We start from the raw sequence: 20,628 nt of genomic DNA, 5'->3' as shown, positions 1-20,628 counted from the left end.
TTTATAACAATTTTTTATAGAAATTGGTATATGCTTCTGCAAAAGCATCTTTAGGGGCGAAAGGTAAAAAAGGTTTTTCAGAAGTTTCTATAAATTTTGTTAAACCTGATGACAATTCTGGCGATGCTATGATTACACCATCGGAATGAGCTACCGAAACTTTCATTAAATTTTCAAAAGTGGGTGAAGAAAGTGCTTCTATTGCATCTTGTGGAACACCGTCAAATTGTATTTTTGAACTAAAATTTTTATCCAATTCACCTTCAAAAGATTGGTTGTAAATAGAACTCACAATTTTGGTTTCAGAAAACAAAGCATCGTTTTTATAATAATGCTTCATATAAACTGGTAGCAAAGCAGCCAACCATCCGTGTACATGAATAATATCTGGAACCCAATTGAGTTTTTTAACCGTTTCCACTACGCCTTTGGCAAAAAATATGGCTCTTTCGTCATTATCTGGAAAAAGTGCGCCTTCTTCATCAGAAAAAGTTGCTTTTCTTTTAAAATATTCGTCGTTATCAATAAAATATACTTGTATTCTCTCTTTTGGAATAGAAGCTACTTTAATAATAAGTGGCATATCTACATCGTTTACCACCAAATTCATTCCAGACAATCTAATTACTTCATGCAACTGATGTCTTCTCTCATTGATGTTACCATATCTAGGCATAAAAATTCGTATTTGACCGCCTTGATCGTTTATCATTTTGGGCACGTCATACGACATCATCGAAACTTCATTTTCTGCCAAATAAGGCACTACTTCAGATGATACATATAATATCCTCTTATCTTCCATATGGTAAGTATTATGTTTTTTTCAATAAAAATTAGGCAAAATTACAAAATTTTATGCAGATAATTACTAAAATAGTATGTTTGTACCCATTTTAATACCGCAAAGCATGCTTGTTTTTAACAAAAAAGAATTACTACGTGAAGAAATAGAGGCGTTGAAAACACCAAAAAGCAGTGTTGGTTTTGTACCAACTATGGGCGCTTTACATAAAGGTCATTTATCACTGTTAGAAAAATCTGTAGCCGAAAATTCGATTACAGTAATTAGCATTTTTGTAAATCCAACACAGTTTAATAATGCAGAAGATTTAAAAAAATACCCAAAAACATTAGAGGCAGATCTTGAAAAAATAAAAACCGTTTCCGAAAAAATTTTAGTTTATGCACCCACCGTAGACGATATTTATGAAGGAAACACAGTTTCGGAACACTTCTCTTTTGATGGTTTAGAACATGAAATGGAAGGCAAATTTAGACCTGGTCATTTTGATGGTGTGGGTACTGTGGTAAAAAAATTGTTTGAAATAGTACAACCCAACCATGCCTATTTTGGAGAAAAAGATTTTCAGCAACTCCAAATCGTAAAAAAATTAGTACAAAAGCAAAACTTACCTGTAAACATAGTAGCTTGCCCCATTTACAGAGAAGCTAATGGTCTAGCTATGAGTTCTAGAAACCAAAGGCTTAGTGAAGAAGAAAAAAACAAAGCAGGTATAATTTACAAAACGTTAATGCAGGCCAAAAAAATGTTTGGCACAAAATCTGCTCAAGAAGTTTCCAAATGGGTAACAAACCAATTAAAGAAACAAAATACTTTTGAATTAGAATATTTTGAAATAGCCTCTGAAGACAACTTAAAAACTTGTAAAAGAAAATCTAAAAACAAAAACTACCGCGCATTCATAGCTGTTTTTGTAAACAAAATTAGATTAATTGATACTATTTCGCTAAAATAATTACCTTTGCCACATGCAAATACAAGTAGTAAAATCTAAAATACACAGAGTAAAAGTTACAGGTGCAGACCTCAACTATATAGGCAGTATTACTATAGATGAAACCCTTATGGAAGCCGCCAACCTTATAGAAGGCGAAAAAGTGTCTATTGTAAATGTAAACAATGGCGAGCGCTTTGAAACTTACGCTATAAAAGGAGCAAAAAACTCAGGCGAAATTACACTTAATGGCCCTGCTGCCCGAAAAGTACACGCAGGAGATATTATTATCATTATGTCGTATGCTATTATGGATTTTGAAAAAGCAAAATCATTCAAACCTTGGTTGGTTTTTCCTAATGAAAAAGACAATTCTTTAACCTAATTGTGAATTCCAAAATCAAGAAATTTTTTAGCTTGTCAATACCTTTGCTTTTGGGCTTAGGCATTATTTATTATCAATACACTACACTTACGGCTCAAGAATTACAAAATATAAAATCTATTTTTAAAAAAGCCGATTATTTTTACATTTATCTATCTCTTTTTATTGCTTTGTTTGGGTTTTGGTCTAGAGCGTATCGATGGAAATATGCGCTAAATCATTTAGGTTACCAAACCCATTTTAAAAACGATTTAATGACGGTTTGCGTGTCGTATTTGGTAAACTTAACCATACCTCGTTCGGGCGAAATTTCTAGAGCAGCATTACTTAAAAAATACGAAGATGTACCTTTTGACAAAGCATTTGGGACTATAGTAGCCGAGAGAATTGTAGACCTAATTGTTTTCTTTTTGTTTGTAATACTTGGGTTTGCACTACAGTTTAACAAACTTTACAATTTTATTTTCTCAAAAATTTCTTTACAAAATATTGTAATCCTTCTTGTTGTGGGAGTCGTATTGTTTATTCTCTTTATACTTATTTGGATTTATGCCGAATGGAATATCATACAAAAACTCAAAAGAAAACTTTCGGGGCTTGTAGAGGGAATGATGAGTATATTAAAAATGAAAGATAAATGGAAATATATTTTTCATTCATTTTTAATATGGTTTTCTTATTTACTTATGTTTTATGTTACCATTTTTGCATTGCCCGAAACCAAAAACATAGGTTTTGATGTTGTTGTGATGGGTTTTATTTTTGGAAGTTTAGCCATTGGTTTTACAAATGGTGGTCTTGGGGCATACCCTCTTTCTATTGCAAAAATACTTATGCTCTACGGTATTAGTAACGATGTAGGTACAGCATTTGGTTGGCTTATTTGGACATCACAAACGTTACTTACTATTTGTGTTGGGCTAATTTCTTATATTTTATTACCTCTTCTTAATAAAAAATAAATTTACTATATTGCCCTTATTATATTCTACTTGAAAATGTAGAATATACGGCTTTGTTTATTTCGTTTTTTGTAAATCAGAAAAAGAGAACGAACACATCATTACACCTAAAAACTTAAACACATGAAAAAGATTTTGTTACTCGTGGCACTTTGCTTTTTTGGCGAAGGATTTTCTCAAAAAATAATGGACAGTATTTATTCTAAAAAACTCAACGCTACTCGAGATATAAGTATTACATTGCCTTCTTCTTATAAAAAAGACAAAAACAAAGCTTACCCAGTACTTATTGTTCTCGATGGAGACTATATGCAAAGCGCTTTTGATGGTGCCCTTCGATACAGCAACTATTGGGACGATTTACCCGAACTTATTGTGGTTGGTGTTTATCAAAACCAAAAAGACGAACGCTATGAAGACAGTGAAATTGATGAAGTAACGGGTTTGCCACACGGAAAAGGTGCGCAATTTTTTGAGTTTTTAGGCGGTGAACTATTACCTTACATTGAATCAAAATACAAAACACTCCCTTTTAGAATTATTGCAGGACACGATGTAACGGCTGCTTTTTCTAATTTTTATCTTTACAAAGACAATCCTATATTTAATGCCTATATAAACATTAGCCCAGAATTAACTCTCGATATGGAGAAAAATGTAGCGTCTAGGTTATCAAATATACCACGACCAACTTTTTTTTATTTGGCAGTTGCCGATGGAGATAATAACAAAACCAAAGAAAAAATAGCAACATTAGACACAAACATCAAAGAGCTAAAAAACCCTGCGGTAAGTTATAAATTTGACGAAATTAAAAACGCCAATCATTATTCTGTAGTACTACACGCAATTCCAAATGCACTTTATCATATTTTTTCTTCGTACCAACCTATATCCAATGCCGAGTATAAAGAAAAAATTGTAACCCTAACGAGTGGTTATGTAGACTACTTAAAAAACAAATATGAAACTTCCGAAAAAGCTTTAGGCTTTAAAGTAAGTGGTCGTTATAGCGATTTTCAAGCTATAGAAGCAGCTATTGTAAAAAATAAAGCAAATAACGAATTTGAATTGTTAGCGCAATTGGCAAACAAAATGTTTCCAAAAACAATGCTTGGCGAATATTATCTTGCTCGATACTACGAAGCCTTAGGTGATGCTAAACGAGCTGCAAAAAGTTACCAAACAGCCTTTACACTTCCAGAAGTTGGAGACCTAACCAAAGACATGATGCTAGAAAAAGCAGATGAACTAAAAGGACAAATAAAAAAATAAATGAGTAAAATAAAGACTTCTTTTTTTTGTCAAAATTGTGGTACTCAATATGCTAAATGGCAAGGTCAGTGCAATGCGTGTAAAGAATGGAATACCATAGTAGAAGAACTTATTCAAAAAGAAGAAAAAAAAGCTTGGAAACCCACATCTGAAACCACAAAAGCAAGCAAACCGTTAAAGATTAAAGAGATTGATGCTACAGCAGAACTTCGTCTTAATACAGAAGATGGAGAACTTAACAGAGTACTTGGTGGCGGTATTGTTCCAGGTTCGATGATACTTCTTGGTGGCGAACCTGGTATAGGGAAAAGTACTTTATTACTCCAAATATCATTGCAACTACCCTATAAAACCTTATATGTTTCGGGCGAAGAAAGCCAGAAACAAATAAAAATGAGGGCAGAACGTATAAACCCAAATAGTGATAGTTGCTATATACTTACCGAAACCAAAACCCAAAACATTTTTAGACAAATACAAGAAATAGAACCCGAAATTGTTATTATAGATTCTATTCAAACCTTGCATACAGATTATATAGAATCTACCGCAGGAAGCATATCCCAAATACGAGAATGTACGGCAGAACTTATAAAATTTGCCAAAGAAACCAATGTGCCTGTATTACTAATAGGTCACATTACTAAAGATGGAACTATAGCAGGGCCAAAAATATTAGAGCACATGGTAGATACAGTACTTCAGTTTGAAGGCGATAGAAACCATGTGTATAGAATATTAAGAGCTTTAAAAAACCGCTTTGGCTCTACAGCCGAACTCGGTATTTACGAAATGCAAGGCTCTGGTTTGCGCGAAGTATCGAACCCTTCAGAAATTCTTATTTCGCATCGAGAAGAAGAACTATCTGGAACGGCTATTGCTTCTACACTCGAAGGAATGCGCCCTTTAATGATTGAAATTCAAGCTTTGGTATCTACAGCTGTTTATGGTACTCCACAACGCAGTACCACAGGTTACAATGCCAAAAGACTCAACATGATATTGGCTGTTTTAGAAAAAAGAGCAGGATTTAGATTGGGCACAAAAGATGTTTTTTTAAATGTTACAGGAGGCATTTCTGTAGATGATCCCGCAATAGATTTGGCGGTTGTAGGTGCTATACTTTCTTCAAACGAAGATATTGCTATTGGCAAAGATGTGTGTTTTGCTGGCGAAGTAGGTCTTTCGGGCGAAATAAGACCAGTAAATCGAGTAGAACAACGCATTCAAGAAGCAGAAAAACTTGGTTTTTCTACCATTTATGTTTCTAAATACAACAAAATTTCTTTAAAAAACACGGCTATTAAAGTAGTTTTAGTTTCAAAAATAGAAGAAATAGTAGGCGAACTTTTTGGATAATTTTTAACTTCTTTCCAACCTTTTGAGTTTTTTAGTACTCTTTATTTAAAAAGCGTAAACCTATGGGAAAAAGTTTAAAATTGAAATTACAAATCCTTGTGAGGCCGATTTGACAAATATGTCAAAAATACCTCAAGGCTATTTTTGTTCGTTATGTAATAAAGATGTTATTGATTTTACAGAAAATTCTTCTTTAGAAATTTCACAATACATTTTGGCACACAAAAACGAATCTATATGTGCTCAAGTTTTGCCGTATCAACTAGAACAAACATACGATTTGGTGGCACAATCAAAAAAGAATACAACGCTTAAATATGCTGCTGTTGCGGCATCTTTACTTGCCGTTTCAGGAATTTCGGCACAAAACCAAGAATCTACAACACCAACCACCGAAACACATTTCGTAAAAGGTAAAATTGCACAGCAACCATCAAAAAATCAAACTATTAAATTTGTTCTAAAAGGTAAAATTTTAGATAAAACAACCAATTTGCCTTTAATCGATAAAAAATATTCTGATTTAAAAGGGTATATAAATTATGGAACTCCCATAATATACAACCCAAAAACAGGAGAATATAGTGTAGAAATTTCATTAGAAAAAAACCAAAATCAGCTATCAATTTCTTTGTTTACAAAATCACTAGAGCAAGATGTTTCTATAGAACTCGATTTATCAAAAATCAAAAACAATATCCTTTATCAAGATTTAAAAATAGACACCAACAATTTTACTTCGGTAAAAATAGCAGGCGGTTTGGGTGTAATCTATCAATAAAAAATAAACTATTTAATATTTCTAAACATGAAAAAACACATTGTATTTCTATTTATAATGGCTTGTGGCTTTGCTCAAAAACCTATTTTTTCTACAGCCAAAGTAAAAGCAGTTACTGTATATACTAACGCTGCCGAACTCTTGCAAACCACAAGTGTAAACCTACCTGTAGGTACTAGCGAAATTGTAATAAAAAACGTAGCCAATTATCTTAATGAAAACACAATACAAATTGGGGCGCCAAGTACAGTTACTGTACTTTCGGTACAGTTTACAAAAAATTATATCTCAGAATATGAAATAGACGAAAGCAATCCGGCGATAAAAAAAGTGAGAGATAGCATTTATATTGTTCAAAAAGAAATACAAAAAATTCAAACCGAAAAAGTTTCTGCCAATAAAACCGTTGAGCTTTTAGATAAAAATCAAACCGTAGCAGGTGCTAATAACGGAATGAATGTAGCAGAGCTTATTAAACTTGCCGATTATTACCAAAACAAAAGAACCGAGTTGAACTTAAAACTGGCTTTGCTTAACGAAAAAGAACAAAAATGGGCTGAGAAATTAGAAAAATTAAACAATAAACTCGAAATAAATACCCAAAAAGAAGAACAAAATTCGCAGGGAAAACTCATTGTACAAGTGATGAATGATGTAGCAGGTTTGGTAAATTTTGACCTTAACTATATTACAAATACAGCGTCATGGTCGCCTTTTTACGATTTGAGAGCCAATAGTGTAAAAGACCCTATACAAATGATGTATAAAGCTAGAGTATTTCAAAATTCGGGTGTAGATTGGAAAAAAGTAAAACTTACCTTATCGAGCGGAAACCCAAATCAAAGTAATCAAGCGCCTTTGTTACAGCAATGGTATTTAAAACTAAATAATCCTTATACTTATTCTGATGATGAAATAAAAAAAGAAAAGCTTGAGGAAGTGGTAATTACAAATGCTTATAGCATAAGAGGAAATGGGAATTTAAAATCACAACCAACGGCTTCTATAAATAATTACACATCTATAAACGAAAACCAACTTAATGTTTCTTTTGATATTGATATTCCTTATGATATCTTATCAAATGGTAAAGCGCATTCGGTAGCTCTTAAAGAAATAAGTCTGCCAGCAAAATATAAATATTATGCCGTACCAAAGCTAGATAAAGAAGCTTTTTTACTTGCCGAATTAAACGACTACGGTAAATATAATTTGCTGCCAGGAGAAGCCAATATTATTTTTGAAGGAATGTATGTAGGAAAAACAAATATAAACCCTACACAAACTACAGATACTTTAAGTTTGAGTATGGGAAGAGACAAAAAAATTGCTATAAAAAGAGAAAAAGTAGCCGAAAAATCGGGCATAAAATTTTTATCAAATTACAAAGAACAAACCTTTACTTACGATATTACAGTTCGTAACAACAAAAAAGAATCGGTAACTCTATTGCTTAAAGATCAATATCCTTTAAGTACAGACAAAGAAATTGAAGTAGAGGTTTTAGAAAGCAGTAAAGCAAAAATAAATGAAGAAATTGGAGTATTTAATTGGGATGTAAAACTAGAACCAAACGAATCCAAAAAATTCAGAATAAGTTACAAAGTAAAATATCCAAAAGATAAAATTATAGATAATTTATAAGACACTATCCTAAAAAGCGGCTCGTATTTAGCCGCTTTTTTTATTCAAAAATTACGTTGCTTTCGTAATTATTTACTTCAATACGAACTTGTTTTCCCAATATCAAAGCTCTATTATCTGCCAAATGACCCGCAGGAAAATTGTAAATTACAGGAATGTTATATTCTTTGGTAATATCGTCTATAATTTGCTCGGCATTTTTACCCCAAGGCACTTCGTTATCTCTCATTTTGGTCATTCCTCCTACAATAATTCCTTTTAAACTTTCCAAACAACCATTGCGTTTCAAATTCATCATCATTCTATCTATATGATATAAATATTCGTCTAAATCTTCTATAAAAAGTATTTTATCGCTACAATCTATAGCCGATGGTGAACCAAATAAGCTATATAAAATAGACAAGTTTCCTCCAACTAATTCTCCTTTTGCTACTCCAAACTTGTTTAAATGTTCACAAGGTAATGTATAAGAAATAGGTTCTCCAAAAAGTGCTTTTCGCAATGTTTCTTTTGCTTCTTCGCTTGCTTTACTACTTACCGGCATAATAGCATGAATAGAGGCGTATCCCATAGTATTCAAATGACTATGCAACACTGTAACATCACTAAAACCGATTATCCATTTTGGGTTTTGTTTAAACTTTGTAAAATCAAGTCGGTCTATAACCCGCACAGTGCCATAACCACCCCGAACACACCAAATAGCTTTAATATTCGGGTTATCCAATTGTGTTTGTAAATCGGCAGCACGTTGCTCATCTGTTCCAGCAAGCTGATGGTAATCAAGCCCTATAGATTTACCAATTACCACATTAAGCCCCCATTTTTTTAGCCATGATATTGCAGGGCCTAGATTGTCTTCAATGTTTTTTCGGGCTGTAGCAACTATGGCTACAGTATCGCCTTGTTTCAAATTGGGTGGAAAAATCATTTTCTTTTGAGAAAAATTAAGGTTATAGCAAAGAAATACGAGTAAACAAATATATATTTTCATTCTTGATTGTAATGTTTACAAATATAAAAAATAGAATCTATTTGTTTTGTTTGATACAAAAAGCGGTTATAAGTATTGCTTATAGCAACAAAAAGAGTGCTATATATATGCTGTATTATTCAAAAAAATAATTTTTATTATTTTAAATATCAAATGCTAAAAAACCACACAAAACAACTTATTTTTGCAAGATAATTTTAATAAACATGACACAAAATCCAAAAAGATATACTATTACAGCGGCACTACCTTACACAAATGGGCCAATACACATTGGGCATTTGGCGGGGGTTTATGTCCCTTCAGATATATATGCTCGCTATTTACGTTTACAAGGAAAAGATGTAGCTTTTATTTGTGGTAGTGATGAGCACGGTGTTGCTATTTCTATGAAAGCGCGAAAAGAAGGTATTACTCCTCAAGAAGTAATTGATAAATATGATGGTATTATTCGTACATCGTTTCAAGATTTTGGTATTTCTTTTGATAATTATTCGAGAACTTCGGCACAAATACATCATGATACGGCTTCAGAATTTTTTAGAAAATTATACGATGCTGGAAAATTTATTGAAGAAACAACAGAGCAATTGTATGACGAAGAAGCGCATCAATTTCTTGCCGATCGATTTGTAATAGGTACTTGCCCAAAATGTGGTAACGAAGAAGCCTATGGCGATCAATGTGAAAAATGTGGTTCTACATTAAACGCAACCGACTTAATCAATCCAAAATCGACCATTACGGGTTCAAAGCCTGTATTAAAATCAACAAAACATTGGTTTTTACCCTTAAACGAGTATGATACTTTTTTAAGAGAATGGATTCTAGAAGGTCATAAAAATGATTGGAAACCCAATGTGTACGGACAAGTAAAATCGTGGGTTGATGGTGGTTTAGAACCAAGAGCAGTTACTCGTGATTTAGATTGGGGAATAGATGTGCCAGTACAAGGTGCCGAAGGAAAAAAACTATATGTTTGGTTCGATGCACCAATTGGCTACATATCTTCTACCAAAGAATGGGCGCAAAGAGTGGGAAAAAACTGGAAAGATTATTGGAAAAAAGAAGATACCAAACTTGTACATTTTATTGGGAAAGACAATATTGTTTTTCACTGTGTAATTTTTCCAGCTATGTTAAAAGCCGAAGGTACTTACATTCTACCCGATAATGTACCTGCTAATGAGTTTTTAAATTTGGAAGGAAACAAATTGTCTACTTCCAAAAACTGGGCTGTTTGGTTGCATGAATATTTACAAGATTTTCCAGACAAACAAGACGCTCTACGATACGCGCTTACAGCAAATGCTCCAGAAACCAAAGACAACGATTTTACTTGGAAAGATTTTCAAGCAAGAAATAATAATGAATTGGCAGCTATTTTTGGAAATTTTATCAATAGAGTAGTCGTTTTAACCCATAAATATTACAACGGAATTGTGCCTACACCAAACGAATTTTTGGAAGTAGACGAACAAACCTTAGCCGAATTAAAAGCTTATCCTGCTGTAATTTCTAGTTCTATAGAGCGTTATAGATTTAGAGAAGCCCTAGGTGAGATGATGAATGTGGCTCGATTGGGAAATAAATATTTGGCAGACGAAGAGCCTTGGAAAATGATTAAAACCGATGAACAGCGAGTAAAAACACAAATGTATGTTGCTTTGCAAATTGCATCGGCATTAGCCACATTGTGCGAACCGTTTTTGCCATTTACATCGGCTAAATTGTGTAAAATTTTAAATATACAATCCAATAGTTGGGACTTAGAATTTGAGCATTGGAATGTAACCAAAGCAGGACATCAAATAGGAGAAGCCGAGATTTTATTTGCACAAATTGAAGATGCTGATATTCAAAAACAATTAGATAAACTAGAAGCTTCAAAACAAGCCAACAAAATAGCAAATATGAAAGCAGAACCACAAAAAGAAACCATAACTTTTGAAGATTTCGCCAAAGTAGATTTACGAATAGGTACTATTATTGAAGCCGAAAAAATGCCAAAAGCAAATAAACTTTTAGTTCTAAAAGTAGATACAGGTATTGATGTAAGAACTATTGTTTCTGGAATTGCCGAACATTTCACCCCCGAAGAAGTTGTTGGAAAACAAGTAACTGTTTTGGTAAACCTTGCACCAAGAGCCTTGCGCGGTGTAGAAAGCGAAGGTATGTTGCTCCTAACCAATACGCCAGAAGGTAAATTGGTTTTTGTAAACCCAGATACAGAGGGTGTTTCAAACGGAGCAATAATAGGATAAAACATAAACACCCTCGAGCAATCGAGGGTTTATTTTTTAAAATTATGAATATAAAAGTAATCGCCTTTGATGCCGATGATACGCTTTGGCACAACGAACCGTATTTTGATGAAGCGCAAGAACGTTTTTGCGAACTGTTTCAAGATTATGCCTCAAAACAAGAAATATTAGGACTAATATTAAACCATCAAGTTAAAAATCTACCTATTTATGGTTTTGGCATTAAAGCATTTACACTATCAATGGTAGAAGCTGCATTAGAACTTACGCATTTTCAATTAAGCGGTAAAGTTACTCAAAAAATACTTCAAATAGGCAAAGACTTATTGTTAAAACCTGTAGAATTACTACCCGAGATAGAGCAAGTATTAACCGCTTTACACGGAAAATACAAGCTTATTGTAGCTACCAAGGGCGACTTAAAAGACCAACATAGAAAATTACACGACTCTGGCTTAGGTGCTTTTTTTCATCATATAGAAGTAATGAGTGATAAAACAGAAGTTGATTACGAAAAAATGTTAGGCAGGCTAGATATACAGCCTCAAGATTTTTTAATGATTGGAAATTCACTAAAATCTGATGTTTTGCCCGTATTAAATTTAGGGGGATATGCTATACACATACCATATCACACTACTTGGGAATATGAAAAAATTGATTTTGAAATACAACACCCAAATTTTAAATCTTTCTCACATATCAATCAAATTCTAGCGTTGTTGCATGTCAATTAAAACCAAAATAGATTTAGAAATTTGGAACAGAAAAGAACATTTTGAATTTTTCAGTAAAATGGAAGAGCCTTTTTGGGGCATTACTACTACTTTAGATGTTACACAAGCTTACCATAAGGCAAAATCGCTGTCTATTTCTTTTTTTACATACTACTTATATCAAACGCTATGCGCCGTAAATAGTGTTGAAAACTTTAAATTACGCATTTTAAACAACGATGTGTACTTGTTTGATACAATAGATGCTTCGGCAACAGTAATGCGTAACGATACTACTTTTGGTTTTTCGTATATGAAGTTTGATAAAGATTTACAGCTTTTTCAGAGTATTGTTTTAGATGAAATCAATCGTATTGAGCAAACAACAGGTTTATTTACCAAATTGGATTTTCCTGAAAACTTAATTCATTTTTCGGCTTTACCTTGGGTTGATTTTTCAGCTTTGTCTCATGCTAGAGGTTTTTCATATCCAGATAGTTGTCCTAAAATTTCATGGGGAAAATTAATTGATATTGACAATAAAAAAACAATGGCTGTTTCCATCCATGTGCACCATGGATTGGTAGATGGCTATCATGTAGGTGTTTTTGTTGAAAAACTTCAAGAACTACTAAATTCTTGATGCGTTATCAGAAAAAATACGTCCAGTTTTGACCATCACTCACAATAATAATTGTTTTAGTAACTGTAGTTGCAGATAAACTAAGTGGGCTCGTTGTGGCTGTACTCGAATCTTTAGCAAAAAACTGCCCTCCAAAAGAGTAAATTTTAGCATTTATACTATTAGAAACATTGCGTAACATATAAATTCTACCTGGAACATTTACAGCATTGGGCAAAATAAATTCATCGCTCCCAGAGGTTGGAGTGAGTGAAATGTAAACTCCATCATCTATTGGAGTAGCAGATCCTGGAGAACCACCATAAAAAACTGCGGAACCAGCTACATTTGAATTTACAATGCCTATTTCCTTAACATTCAAATTACCATTAATATCTAGAGTACTTAGTGGCGTTGTAGTGTTGATACCCACTTGTGCTGTTGCGATATTACTTATAAAAACAATAAATAGTAGTGTATATAATATCTTTCTCATAATAAAGGTGTTATGTGTAACTATTTTCTTATTAAAAGTAAGAACTTTTATACTAAAACCAAAGTGATATAATCACTACAACGATATAGTGTTGATAAAAAGTACAAAATCAACTGCTTGAAAAAAGTAGTTGATTTTGTAAAATATTGGTGTAATTATTTCCCTAATAAAAGTATTTCATGAGCAGTTATTTCGGTTACGTACTTTTTATTTCCTTCTTTGTCATCATAACTTCTGTACGAGAGTTTACCTTCTATAGCTACCTCTTTGCCTTTGTTTACAAATTTTTCAATTATGTCTGCGGTTTTACCCCAAGCTGTAACACGATGCCATTCGGTTTGTTCTACTTTATCGCCATTTTCTTTGTAATAAAAATCATTTGTAGCTATCGATATTTGTGCTACTTTTTTGCCTCCAGCAATTGTTTTTACTTCTGGTTCTTGCCCTACGTGTCCAATTAGTTGTACTCTGTTTTTCATGGTTTATAAAAATTAAATGATTAACTATGTTTGTGTCGGTTTGTTATCGACATGGCAAAGGTTTGAAGAAAAGCAATCGCTAGTCGGTAGATAAACAATTAAAACCGTTTGTAGTCGTTTGTGGTCGATTATGGTTGAGATAAATTCAAAATAATTATGTTGTAATCAACTCAAAAACAAAACGCTAAATATCAAAACATTTTAATTATATTTACACAAATAGTTAAGAAACTTAATTATTCATAAAAGTAACAACCCATTTAATAAAAGCCATGAGTAAAAATTGTTTAGAATGCGGAGAAAAAATTATTGGTAGAGAAGATAAAAAATTTTGTAACGATGGCTGTCGAAATTCATTTAACAATAAAATAAATAAAGACAGCACCAACTATATGCGCAACGTAAACAACAAGTTACGAAAAAATTATCGTATATTAACCGCCACAAACATGGATAATAAAACCAAAATTAGTAAAACAGCATTGAGTGCAAAAGGCTTTGATTTTGAGTATTTCACCAACATACTTAAAACAAAAAGCGGAAATACTTACTACTTTGTTTACGAGCAAGGTTATATGTATTTAGACCCAGACTATCTCATGCTGGTAAGAAAAGACCTATAATGTTTTTATGAAAAAAAACTACACAACCGTTTATGCTCTTATCATTATAATAGCCCTATTATTTGGAGTATTTTACTTTATGATGCCTCAAGATTATGATAAAGAAGATAAATTACCTCTTAAAGAATTTTCGACTCAACGGGCCATGGATATTGTTTATAAAATAGCAAAAAAACCACATTATGTTGGCTCCAAAAACCATGACGAAGTAGTTGTTTATTTACAAAATGAACTTCTTAATTTAGGCTTACAACCTAGTATTCAAGAAGGTTTTGTAATGACAGAAAAAGGAACATTGGTAAAAGCAAAAAATATTATTGCAAAAATAAAAGGTACTCAAAATTCTAAAGCATTATTATTGCTTTCACACTACGATAGTGCTCCACACAATGCCTCATTGGGAGCAAGCGACGATGCAAGTGGTATTGCTACTATACTCGAAGAGATTCGTGCTTTTTTACACAGTAAAACACCACATAAAAATGACATTATTATTTTATTTTCTGATGCTGAAGAAATAGGACTTAATGGTGCCGCTTTGTTTTCGCAACAACATCCTTGGGCAAAAAACATTGGCGTTATACTAAATTTTGAAGCTCGTGGCGCTTCGGGGCCAAGCTATATGCTCTTGGAAACCAATAAAGGAAACGCCAAAATGATTGAAAATTTTGCTGATGCTCAAGTAAAATTTCCAGTTTCCAATTCCTTGATGTATAGTATTTACAAAATGTTGCCCAACGATACAGATTTGACTGTATTTCGAGAAAACAACAATATACAAGGTTATAATTTTGCATTTATAGACAGTCATTACTACTATCATACAAGTTTAGATAATGCACAAAACCTAAGCAAAACTACTCTAGCTCATCAAGGTAGTTATTTAATGCCTTTATTACACCATTTATCAAATAAGAATCTAAGTACTTTAAACACTACTGAAGATGAGGTTTACTTTAATGTTCCTTTTCGATTTATACACTATCCTTTTAGTTACAATTTGCCTTTACTTTTTGGCGTTATAGCTCTGTTTTTTATTGTTATTATTTTTGGATTGGGTAAACAATTAGTTAAATTTCCAGAACTAATAAAGGGTTTTGTGCCTTTATTCATCGCAATTATTGCTTGTGGAATCTTTGGGTTTGTAGGTTGGAAACTACTATTACTTTTATATCCTCAATACACAGAAATACTACACGGCTTTACTTACAATGGGCATGAGTATTTGTATGCTTTTATAAGTGGTGCTCTTGGTATTTGCTTTTATATATACCGCAAAAATTACATTAAAAATACCGAACAGCAGTATACTATTGCGCCGTTATTTTTATGGTTGATAATCAATGCATTTATAGCTTATAAATTGCCTGGCGGAAGCTATTTTATTTTACCTGTTATTGGCAGTATACTTATGTTGGGATATTATATTTTTACTCAAAAACCCAACATGGTGTTTAATCTTATTTGCTCTATTCCTTCAATAATTATTTTAGTGCCTTTTATCCAAATGTTGCCTATTGGCTTGGGTTTAAAATTTTTGGTTGCAAGTACAATATTAACCGCTTTAACATTTGCATTGCTACTACCTATATTAGGCAACTTTATACAAAAAAAATGGTTGGCAACATTGTTTGCTTTGTTAAGCATTTCTTTTCTTGTAAAGGCTCATACAAAATCAGAATTTACCAATAGCCAGCCTAAACCCAATAGTCTTAATTATGTTTATTTGGCAGACCAGAATAAAGCTTACTACGCTACCTACGACAATATCTTGGATACTTGGACAAAAGCCTATTTAGGCGATAAACCTCAACAAGCCAAACTATTAAATACCGAAAAACTATATAGTAAATACGGTTCAGAATATACTTATATGAATCAAACTACTGTAAAGCCTATTGCAAAACCTACTATTACTTTTGAAAAAGACAGCATTGCTGGGTCAAAACATCTTTATACAATACGTATTACTCCTAACAGAAATGTAAATAGGTATGATATTTTCTGTAAAAATAAAAACCTAAGCAATCTTATAGCAAACGGTGTAAAAAGCATTGACTTTAAAAGTAATATTTCAGCAAAGACAAGCGAAAAAATAATTAGTTATTACCCAAGCAATCAAGAACCGTTAGAAATAGCTTTTTCTATTCCTGTAGATGAACATTTAGACATGACTTTAATAGAAAGTTCGTTCGATTTATTAAACAATACTCTGTTTAGTTTACCTCAACGTCCATCAAATATGATTGCTAAGCCTTTTGTACTAAATAATGCCATTGTAATAAAGCAAAAAGTTAAGCCTAGTTTATAATCAAGAAAAAATAATATTGGCTTTTTGTTTACAATTAAAATATATATCGTAATATTGCAATATAAACATATTGTAATGGGAATAACAAAAACAGAACATTTTACTGAAAAGCAAAACGAAATAGCTTTAATAGCCAAAGCATTGGGTCATCCAGCAAGAATAGCAATTATAGAATACATTGTAAAAGTAAATGCCTGCATTTGTAACGATATTGTAAACGAACTACCTCTTGCTCAGCCAACCATTTCACAGCATCTAAAAGAGCTTAAAAATGCAGGTTTAATAAAAGGTTCTATAGAAGGAAATACTATTTGTTATTGTATAGATGAAACAACAATAAGTAGGCTTCAAAACTATTTTAACACTATTTCAAATAAAATTTCGAATAAAGAATGTTGCTAAAACAAATACACATGGAAAATAACGAACAAATTAAAGAAATGGTAAAGCAAAAATATACCGAAATTGCTTTACAAGATAATGAAACCAATGCTTCATCTTGTTGTGGAAGTGGCGGTTGTAGTAGTGAAGTATACAATATAATGACTGATGATTATGACCAGTTAGCTGGCTATAATCCTGAGGCAGATTTAAAACTAGGGTGCGGATTACCAACACAGTTTGCAAAAATAAAAACGGGTAATGTAGTAGTAGATTTAGGCAGTGGTGCAGGTAACGATTGCTTTGTAGCGCGCCATGAAACAGGAGAGGCAGGAAAAGTGATTGGTGTTGATTTTACAGAAGCAATGATACAAAAAGCTCGTGAGAATGCAGAAAAATTAAATTTTAACAATGTTGAATTTAGACTTGGAGATATCGAGAACATTCCTATCACTGCAAATGTAGTAGATGTCGTTGTGAGTAATTGCGTTATGAATTTAGTGCCGAATAAACCCAAAGCTTTTTCAGAAGTTTTTCGTATACTTAAATCAGGCGGTCATTTTAGTATTTCAGATATAGTACTTACTGGAGAATTGCCAGATTCTATTAAAAATGCAGCTGAAATGTATGCCGGTTGCGTGGCAAGTGCTATACAAAAAACCGATTATTTGCAAATAATACAAAATGCTGGGTTTACAAACATTACAATTCAAAAAGAAAAACCTATCATTATACCCGACGATATTTTGAAAAACTACCTTAACGAAGATGAAATAAATCTTTATAAATCAAACAAAAATAGTATTTACAGCATTACAGTTTATGGAGAAAAACCAAAAACATGTTGTCAAACAGCATGTTGTTAATATGTTTGTTACAAAACGTCGTAAATTTATTATTGGCAATAATTGTAGAAAAAATGTGCTAAAATTCATAATATGAATACTATATTAATCGAAATTTCTAAAAAAGCAATTAAATATGAAAATTTTAATTTCACTTCTCAACAAATAAAGAATAATTGGCTCGGAAATATAGCAGCAACTGAAAATCAAATAATTGAAAAGGAAACTGAACTTGGCGTAAAATTTCCTGATGATTACAGAACATTTTTAAAGATTACAAATGGATTCTCTGCGCCTAATGATATTGAACCAAGCTTTGAAAATGTTGAGAGAATAGATTTTTTGAAAAACATTGATAATTCAACCATTCAAGCTTATGTATTAGTTGAATTAGAAAATGCAATAATTGTTGGTGGAATAAATGAAGAACAATACTTTTTATTGTTACCTCCGAGTAATGAAAACGAAAAATGGAAATATTGGAAGTTCGCAAATTGGTACCCAGGCGAACATCCGTTTGAAAACTTAAATGAATACTTTGAAGATGTATTAGAATTTATAACTAACGAATACGAAAAATAAACAACTACTGCAAACAGCGGTTTCGAGGAATGGGAAAAATGTGGTAAATTCACATTTTATTTCGTAAGTTTTTTATAGTAATGTAAAAACAAGTTTGCCACTTCTTGAAGCCTAGTAGCGTTATTCTTGCATCTCTATTACAATTACAAATACTATTTGGTTGTTACAATAAATTTATGATGAAAAAGATATTAGTTTTATGTACGGGAAATAGCTGTAGAAGCCAAATTGCAGAAGGATACTTAAAATATTTTGCAGAAGATAAAGCAGTTGTTTATAGCGCTGGAGTTGAAACACATGGCGTAAATAAAATGGCAATACAAACCATGTTGGAAGATGGTATAGATATTTCTAATCAAACTTCAAATCATGTAGATGAGTACTTAGATATAGAATTTGATTTTGTAATAACCGTTTGTGATAATGCGAAAGAAAAATGTCCTTATTTTCCTGTAAAATCAAAAATAGTACATAAAAATTTTGAAGATCCATCAAAATTTGTAGGTTCTGAAGCTGAAAGTAAAGAACGTTTTAGAGAGTCTAGAAATCAAATTAAAGCGTTTTGTAGAACATTTGTTAGCGATTATATTTTATAAAAAACTCCGAAAATTCAGACAACAAATTCAACTAGTTGCACTCTCTTTAATTCAATATTTTAAGTTTAAAATTACTGAAATTTGATTGCTAATGAAGTTGATAACGTAAAATTAGCATTGTGATTATTGAAAATTTTATCTTCAGATAAATATTCTTTTGCTTCAATTCTCCAAAGTAGATTTTCTTTAATTTGCATATCAAAATTTGTTGATACTCCAAATGTATTAAATCCGCTTGGAGTATTGGTTGTAATTAAAATTTGTTTTTTGTCGTTGTAATATTCTCCGCGTAAAGCAATGTTGTATTTTTCTTTTGGTTTATATTGCAAAATGAATACAGGAGAATACCAAATACCATAATCGGTTGTATTAAATTTGTCTGTGCCAAAATCAAAACCAGCAATCAAACCAAATTTTTTAGATGGTTTGTAAATTGCGTACAAATTATGAAATAATCGCCATGAATGAATACTATCTGCTTTATCTGTTCCTATAAAATTACTATAATTCAATATTAATTTAGTGTTTGGTTTGTAATTTAGCTGCACACCAAATGATGGGTTTTGAATATAATCTGGTTTTTTTATTTTTTGCCAGCCATTTAAAACCAAAAATGAAGCATTGAGTTTTTCAGATTGATTGGTGTATGAAATTTTAATGCCTGTTTCGTAATAAGGAGAGTTTTCGGCAAGAATACTTCTTGTTAATGTCCAACAATCTGCACTTATAGCACTCTCAAAACCAATATGCGAAGGCATAATTCCTGCATCTAACCAAACATTTTGTTTTCTAGAAATTTTAAATCCAACATTGGCTTCATAAATAAATTGAGCCCAAGTTGGCTCTGTCAATAGGTTGTATTGAGCATAATTACCAATCATTAAAGTGGCATTAGCTCGTAAATTATTTTTGTTGTATGCTACTTTAGCAAATGCTAAATTTAGATTGATTTCATTATGTCGTTTATGGCTATAAATAAAATTTTGTTTTTCGTGATTTTGAGGGTTAGAAAAATCGTAGCTATAATATATTTCGCCATATCCTTGAAATACAAGTGGTTTTATAGTATCATTTTGTGCAATTAGCGTTGCTGTGTATAGTAAAAATGTTGAAAATGTTATTATTATTTGCTTCATTAACGTGAGTTCGATATAATTTTATAATATAATTTGCATAAAAAAGCAAAAGTCATTATATTTAAAGTGCTTATTTTCAAATAAACACTAAACTTTTGCTTATGCTTTCGCAAGATAAAATCACACAGATTTTTGTTCTATTGATGAGTTTTGTAAAGAATTTGTTCTGAGCTGGGAAAATCAAATGATTTCAGGTGGAAAAAAACGCATTCGTAAATCAAATTTATTTTATCAGAAGTTATTACAATTCAGGTTCTTTTTCATATTTCAGGGTATAGAAATTTTAAAACTTTTTATCTTGAGTTTGTATGTAAATTTATATCGAACTCCCGTTACTTAGTAAACATTGTATTGATATTGAATATTTTTTAATTCTGAATTTTCTCAAAACTATTTTTTAATACAAAAATAATTCAATTCTGTAAATAAATTTGA

At 31.9% G+C, this 20,628-nt stretch carries 21 protein-coding genes and 1 pseudogene; 17 read left to right on the top strand and 5 right to left on the bottom strand.

The window, feature by feature from the left end; genetic code table 11:
- Nucleotide 1: 1 nt before the first annotated feature.
- Complete coding sequence (locus Q361_RS06675; RefSeq protein ID WP_103725946.1) at nucleotides 2–805, bottom strand: glycogen/starch synthase; 804 nt, start codon at nucleotides 803–805, stop codon at nucleotides 2–4.
- A gap of 76 nt (nucleotides 806–881) precedes the next feature.
- Here Q361_RS06675 and panC point away from each other — a divergent pair, with 76 nt between their 5' ends.
- The 7 genes from panC (at nucleotide 882) to Q361_RS06640 (ending at nucleotide 8,145) form a co-directional block, all read left to right on the top strand.
- Nucleotides 882–1,760 carry a pantoate--beta-alanine ligase gene (panC, locus tag Q361_RS06670; RefSeq protein ID WP_394335851.1) on the top strand — a complete coding sequence of 293 codons (879 nt, stop codon included), beginning with the start codon at nucleotides 882–884 and terminating at the stop codon, nucleotides 1,758–1,760.
- A gap of 13 nt (nucleotides 1,761–1,773) precedes the next feature.
- Nucleotides 1,774–2,124, top strand: a complete 351-nt coding sequence (gene panD, locus Q361_RS06665) for an aspartate 1-decarboxylase (RefSeq protein ID WP_103725944.1) — start codon at nucleotides 1,774–1,776, stop codon at nucleotides 2,122–2,124.
- 2 nt (nucleotides 2,125–2,126) lie between these two features.
- Nucleotides 2,127–3,086 (top strand): lysylphosphatidylglycerol synthase transmembrane domain-containing protein, encoded by a 960-nt coding sequence (locus Q361_RS06660; RefSeq protein ID WP_103725943.1) that lies wholly within the window; start codon nucleotides 2,127–2,129, stop codon nucleotides 3,084–3,086.
- Nucleotides 3,087–3,209: 123 nt separating this feature from the next.
- A complete protein-coding gene (locus Q361_RS06655; protein WP_103725942.1) occupies nucleotides 3,210–4,361 on the top strand; it encodes an alpha/beta hydrolase in 1,152 nt (383 codons plus the stop codon).
- Nucleotides 4,362–5,720, top strand: a complete 1,359-nt coding sequence (gene radA, locus Q361_RS06650; RefSeq protein WP_103725941.1) for a DNA repair protein RadA — start codon at nucleotides 4,362–4,364, stop codon at nucleotides 5,718–5,720.
- A 118-nt stretch (nucleotides 5,721–5,838) separates the two neighbouring features.
- Nucleotides 5,839–6,501 (top strand): hypothetical protein, encoded by a 663-nt coding sequence (locus Q361_RS06645; protein ID WP_103725940.1) that lies wholly within the window; start codon nucleotides 5,839–5,841, stop codon nucleotides 6,499–6,501.
- A 27-nt stretch (nucleotides 6,502–6,528) separates the two neighbouring features.
- Entirely contained in the window at nucleotides 6,529–8,145 is a 1,617-nt protein-coding gene (locus Q361_RS06640) for a DUF4139 domain-containing protein (protein ID WP_103725939.1), read from the top strand.
- 40 nt (nucleotides 8,146–8,185) lie between these two features.
- Here the strand turns inward: Q361_RS06640 and Q361_RS06635 are convergent, their stop codons facing one another.
- Entirely contained in the window at nucleotides 8,186–9,142 is a 957-nt protein-coding gene (locus tag Q361_RS06635; RefSeq protein ID WP_394335850.1) for a S66 peptidase family protein, read from the bottom strand.
- Nucleotides 9,143–9,348: 206 nt separating this feature from the next.
- On the opposite strand from Q361_RS06635, the gene metG reads away from it, so the two are divergent.
- Genes metG through Q361_RS06620 form a run of 3 tightly spaced genes read left to right on the top strand, consistent with a single transcriptional unit; the run spans nucleotide 9,349 to nucleotide 12,765 of the window.
- Complete coding sequence (gene metG / locus Q361_RS06630; RefSeq protein ID WP_103725937.1) at nucleotides 9,349–11,406, top strand: methionine--tRNA ligase; 2,058 nt, start codon at nucleotides 9,349–9,351, stop codon at nucleotides 11,404–11,406.
- Between the two features lie 44 nt (nucleotides 11,407–11,450).
- On the top strand, nucleotides 11,451–12,143 hold the full coding sequence (locus tag Q361_RS06625) for an HAD family hydrolase (RefSeq protein ID WP_103725936.1): 693 nt from the start codon (nucleotides 11,451–11,453) through the stop codon (nucleotides 12,141–12,143).
- Entirely contained in the window at nucleotides 12,133–12,765 is a 633-nt protein-coding gene (locus Q361_RS06620; RefSeq protein ID WP_317047134.1) for a chloramphenicol acetyltransferase, read from the top strand. The genes Q361_RS06625 and Q361_RS06620 overlap by 11 nt, the downstream gene beginning before the upstream one ends.
- A 7-nt stretch (nucleotides 12,766–12,772) precedes the next feature.
- Here Q361_RS06620 and Q361_RS06615 read toward each other — a convergent pair whose 3' ends face one another.
- Together Q361_RS06615 and Q361_RS06610 are read right to left on the bottom strand one after the other, a co-directional pair.
- Nucleotides 12,773–13,240, bottom strand: coding sequence for a hypothetical protein (locus Q361_RS06615; protein WP_103725935.1), 468 nt, complete (start codon nucleotides 13,238–13,240; stop codon nucleotides 12,773–12,775).
- A gap of 155 nt (nucleotides 13,241–13,395) precedes the next feature.
- Nucleotides 13,396–13,719 carry a single-stranded DNA-binding protein gene (locus Q361_RS06610; protein ID WP_103725934.1) on the bottom strand — a complete coding sequence of 108 codons (324 nt, stop codon included), beginning with the start codon at nucleotides 13,717–13,719 and terminating at the stop codon, nucleotides 13,396–13,398.
- Between the two features lie 272 nt (nucleotides 13,720–13,991).
- Between Q361_RS06610 and Q361_RS06605 the strand changes: the two genes are divergently transcribed.
- The 6 genes from Q361_RS06605 to Q361_RS06580 all read left to right on the top strand — a co-directional run bounded on the left by Q361_RS06605 (nucleotide 13,992) and on the right by Q361_RS06580 (nucleotide 19,057).
- A complete protein-coding gene (locus Q361_RS06605; protein WP_103725933.1) occupies nucleotides 13,992–14,342 on the top strand; it encodes a hypothetical protein in 351 nt (116 codons plus the stop codon).
- Nucleotides 14,343–14,349: 7 nt separating this feature from the next.
- Nucleotides 14,350–16,653 (top strand): M28 family peptidase, encoded by a 2,304-nt coding sequence (locus tag Q361_RS06600; protein ID WP_103725932.1) that lies wholly within the window; start codon nucleotides 14,350–14,352, stop codon nucleotides 16,651–16,653.
- A gap of 75 nt (nucleotides 16,654–16,728) precedes the next feature.
- Complete coding sequence (locus Q361_RS06595; RefSeq protein ID WP_103725931.1) at nucleotides 16,729–17,055, top strand: ArsR/SmtB family transcription factor; 327 nt, start codon at nucleotides 16,729–16,731, stop codon at nucleotides 17,053–17,055.
- An 11-nt stretch (nucleotides 17,056–17,066) separates the two neighbouring features.
- Nucleotides 17,067–17,900 (top strand): arsenite methyltransferase, encoded by an 834-nt coding sequence (locus Q361_RS06590; protein WP_103726006.1) that lies wholly within the window; start codon nucleotides 17,067–17,069, stop codon nucleotides 17,898–17,900.
- Between the two features lie 72 nt (nucleotides 17,901–17,972).
- The gene (locus tag Q361_RS06585; RefSeq protein WP_103725930.1) at nucleotides 17,973–18,461 is read left to right on the top strand and encodes an SMI1/KNR4 family protein; all 489 of its coding nucleotides are present in this window, start codon (nucleotides 17,973–17,975) and stop codon (nucleotides 18,459–18,461) included.
- A gap of 179 nt (nucleotides 18,462–18,640) precedes the next feature.
- Entirely contained in the window at nucleotides 18,641–19,057 is a 417-nt protein-coding gene (locus Q361_RS06580; RefSeq protein WP_103725929.1) for an arsenate reductase ArsC, read from the top strand.
- A gap of 71 nt (nucleotides 19,058–19,128) precedes the next feature.
- On the opposite strand, the gene Q361_RS06575 is transcribed toward Q361_RS06580, so the two are convergent.
- Nucleotides 19,129–20,193 carry a porin gene (locus Q361_RS06575; RefSeq protein WP_103725928.1) on the bottom strand — a complete coding sequence of 355 codons (1,065 nt, stop codon included), beginning with the start codon at nucleotides 20,191–20,193 and terminating at the stop codon, nucleotides 19,129–19,131.
- Between the two features lie 101 nt (nucleotides 20,194–20,294).
- On the opposite strand from Q361_RS06575, the pseudogene Q361_RS14030 reads away from it, so the two are divergent.
- Nucleotides 20,295–20,520, top strand: a pseudogene (locus tag Q361_RS14030) (IS982 family transposase); the annotation flags it as partial.
- Nucleotides 20,521–20,628 lie beyond the last annotated feature (108 nt).

This window comes from Flavobacterium croceum DSM 17960, assembly GCF_002917885.1.
Classification (GTDB): domain Bacteria; phylum Bacteroidota; class Bacteroidia; order Flavobacteriales; family Flavobacteriaceae; genus Flavobacterium; species Flavobacterium croceum.
The sequence above is the reverse complement of the archived record's forward strand: the minus strand, read 5'-3'. Positions and strand labels throughout refer to the sequence as shown.

Bases quoted from the DNA above. Each gene is read 5' to 3' on its own strand.
- panD (WP_103725944.1), top strand. From the start codon at position 1,774: ATGCAAATACAAGTAGTAAAATCTAAAATACACAGAGTAAAAGTTACA.
- metG (WP_103725937.1), top strand. From the start codon at position 9,349: ATGACACAAAATCCAAAAAGATATACTATTACAGCGGCACTACCTTAC.
- Q361_RS06615 (WP_103725935.1), bottom strand. From the start codon at position 13,240: ATGAGAAAGATATTATATACACTACTATTTATTGTTTTTATAAGTAAT.
- Q361_RS06600 (WP_103725932.1), top strand. From the start codon at position 14,350: ATGAAAAAAAACTACACAACCGTTTATGCTCTTATCATTATAATAGCC.
- panC (WP_394335851.1), top strand. From the start codon at position 882: ATGTTTGTACCCATTTTAATACCGCAAAGCATGCTTGTTTTTAACAAA.
- Q361_RS06575 (WP_103725928.1), bottom strand. From the start codon at position 20,193: ATGAAGCAAATAATAATAACATTTTCAACATTTTTACTATACACAGCA.
- Q361_RS06655 (WP_103725942.1), top strand. From the start codon at position 3,210: ATGAAAAAGATTTTGTTACTCGTGGCACTTTGCTTTTTTGGCGAAGGA.
- Q361_RS06585 (WP_103725930.1), top strand. From the start codon at position 17,973: ATGAATACTATATTAATCGAAATTTCTAAAAAAGCAATTAAATATGAA.
- Q361_RS06590 (WP_103726006.1), top strand. From the start codon at position 17,067: ATGGAAAATAACGAACAAATTAAAGAAATGGTAAAGCAAAAATATACC.
- Q361_RS06640 (WP_103725939.1), top strand. From the start codon at position 6,529: ATGAAAAAACACATTGTATTTCTATTTATAATGGCTTGTGGCTTTGCT.
- Q361_RS06595 (WP_103725931.1), top strand. From the start codon at position 16,729: ATGGGAATAACAAAAACAGAACATTTTACTGAAAAGCAAAACGAAATA.
- Q361_RS06610 (WP_103725934.1), bottom strand. From the start codon at position 13,719: ATGAAAAACAGAGTACAACTAATTGGACACGTAGGGCAAGAACCAGAA.
- Q361_RS06675 (WP_103725946.1), bottom strand. From the start codon at position 805: ATGGAAGATAAGAGGATATTATATGTATCATCTGAAGTAGTGCCTTAT.
- Q361_RS06635 (WP_394335850.1), bottom strand. From the start codon at position 9,142: ATGAAAATATATATTTGTTTACTCGTATTTCTTTGCTATAACCTTAAT.
- Q361_RS06605 (WP_103725933.1), top strand. From the start codon at position 13,992: ATGAGTAAAAATTGTTTAGAATGCGGAGAAAAAATTATTGGTAGAGAA.
- Q361_RS06625 (WP_103725936.1), top strand. From the start codon at position 11,451: ATGAATATAAAAGTAATCGCCTTTGATGCCGATGATACGCTTTGGCAC.
- Q361_RS06620 (WP_317047134.1), top strand. From the start codon at position 12,133: ATGTCAATTAAAACCAAAATAGATTTAGAAATTTGGAACAGAAAAGAA.
- radA (WP_103725941.1), top strand. From the start codon at position 4,362: ATGAGTAAAATAAAGACTTCTTTTTTTTGTCAAAATTGTGGTACTCAA.
- Q361_RS06645 (WP_103725940.1), top strand. From the start codon at position 5,839: ATGTCAAAAATACCTCAAGGCTATTTTTGTTCGTTATGTAATAAAGAT.
- Q361_RS06580 (WP_103725929.1), top strand. From the start codon at position 18,641: ATGAAAAAGATATTAGTTTTATGTACGGGAAATAGCTGTAGAAGCCAA.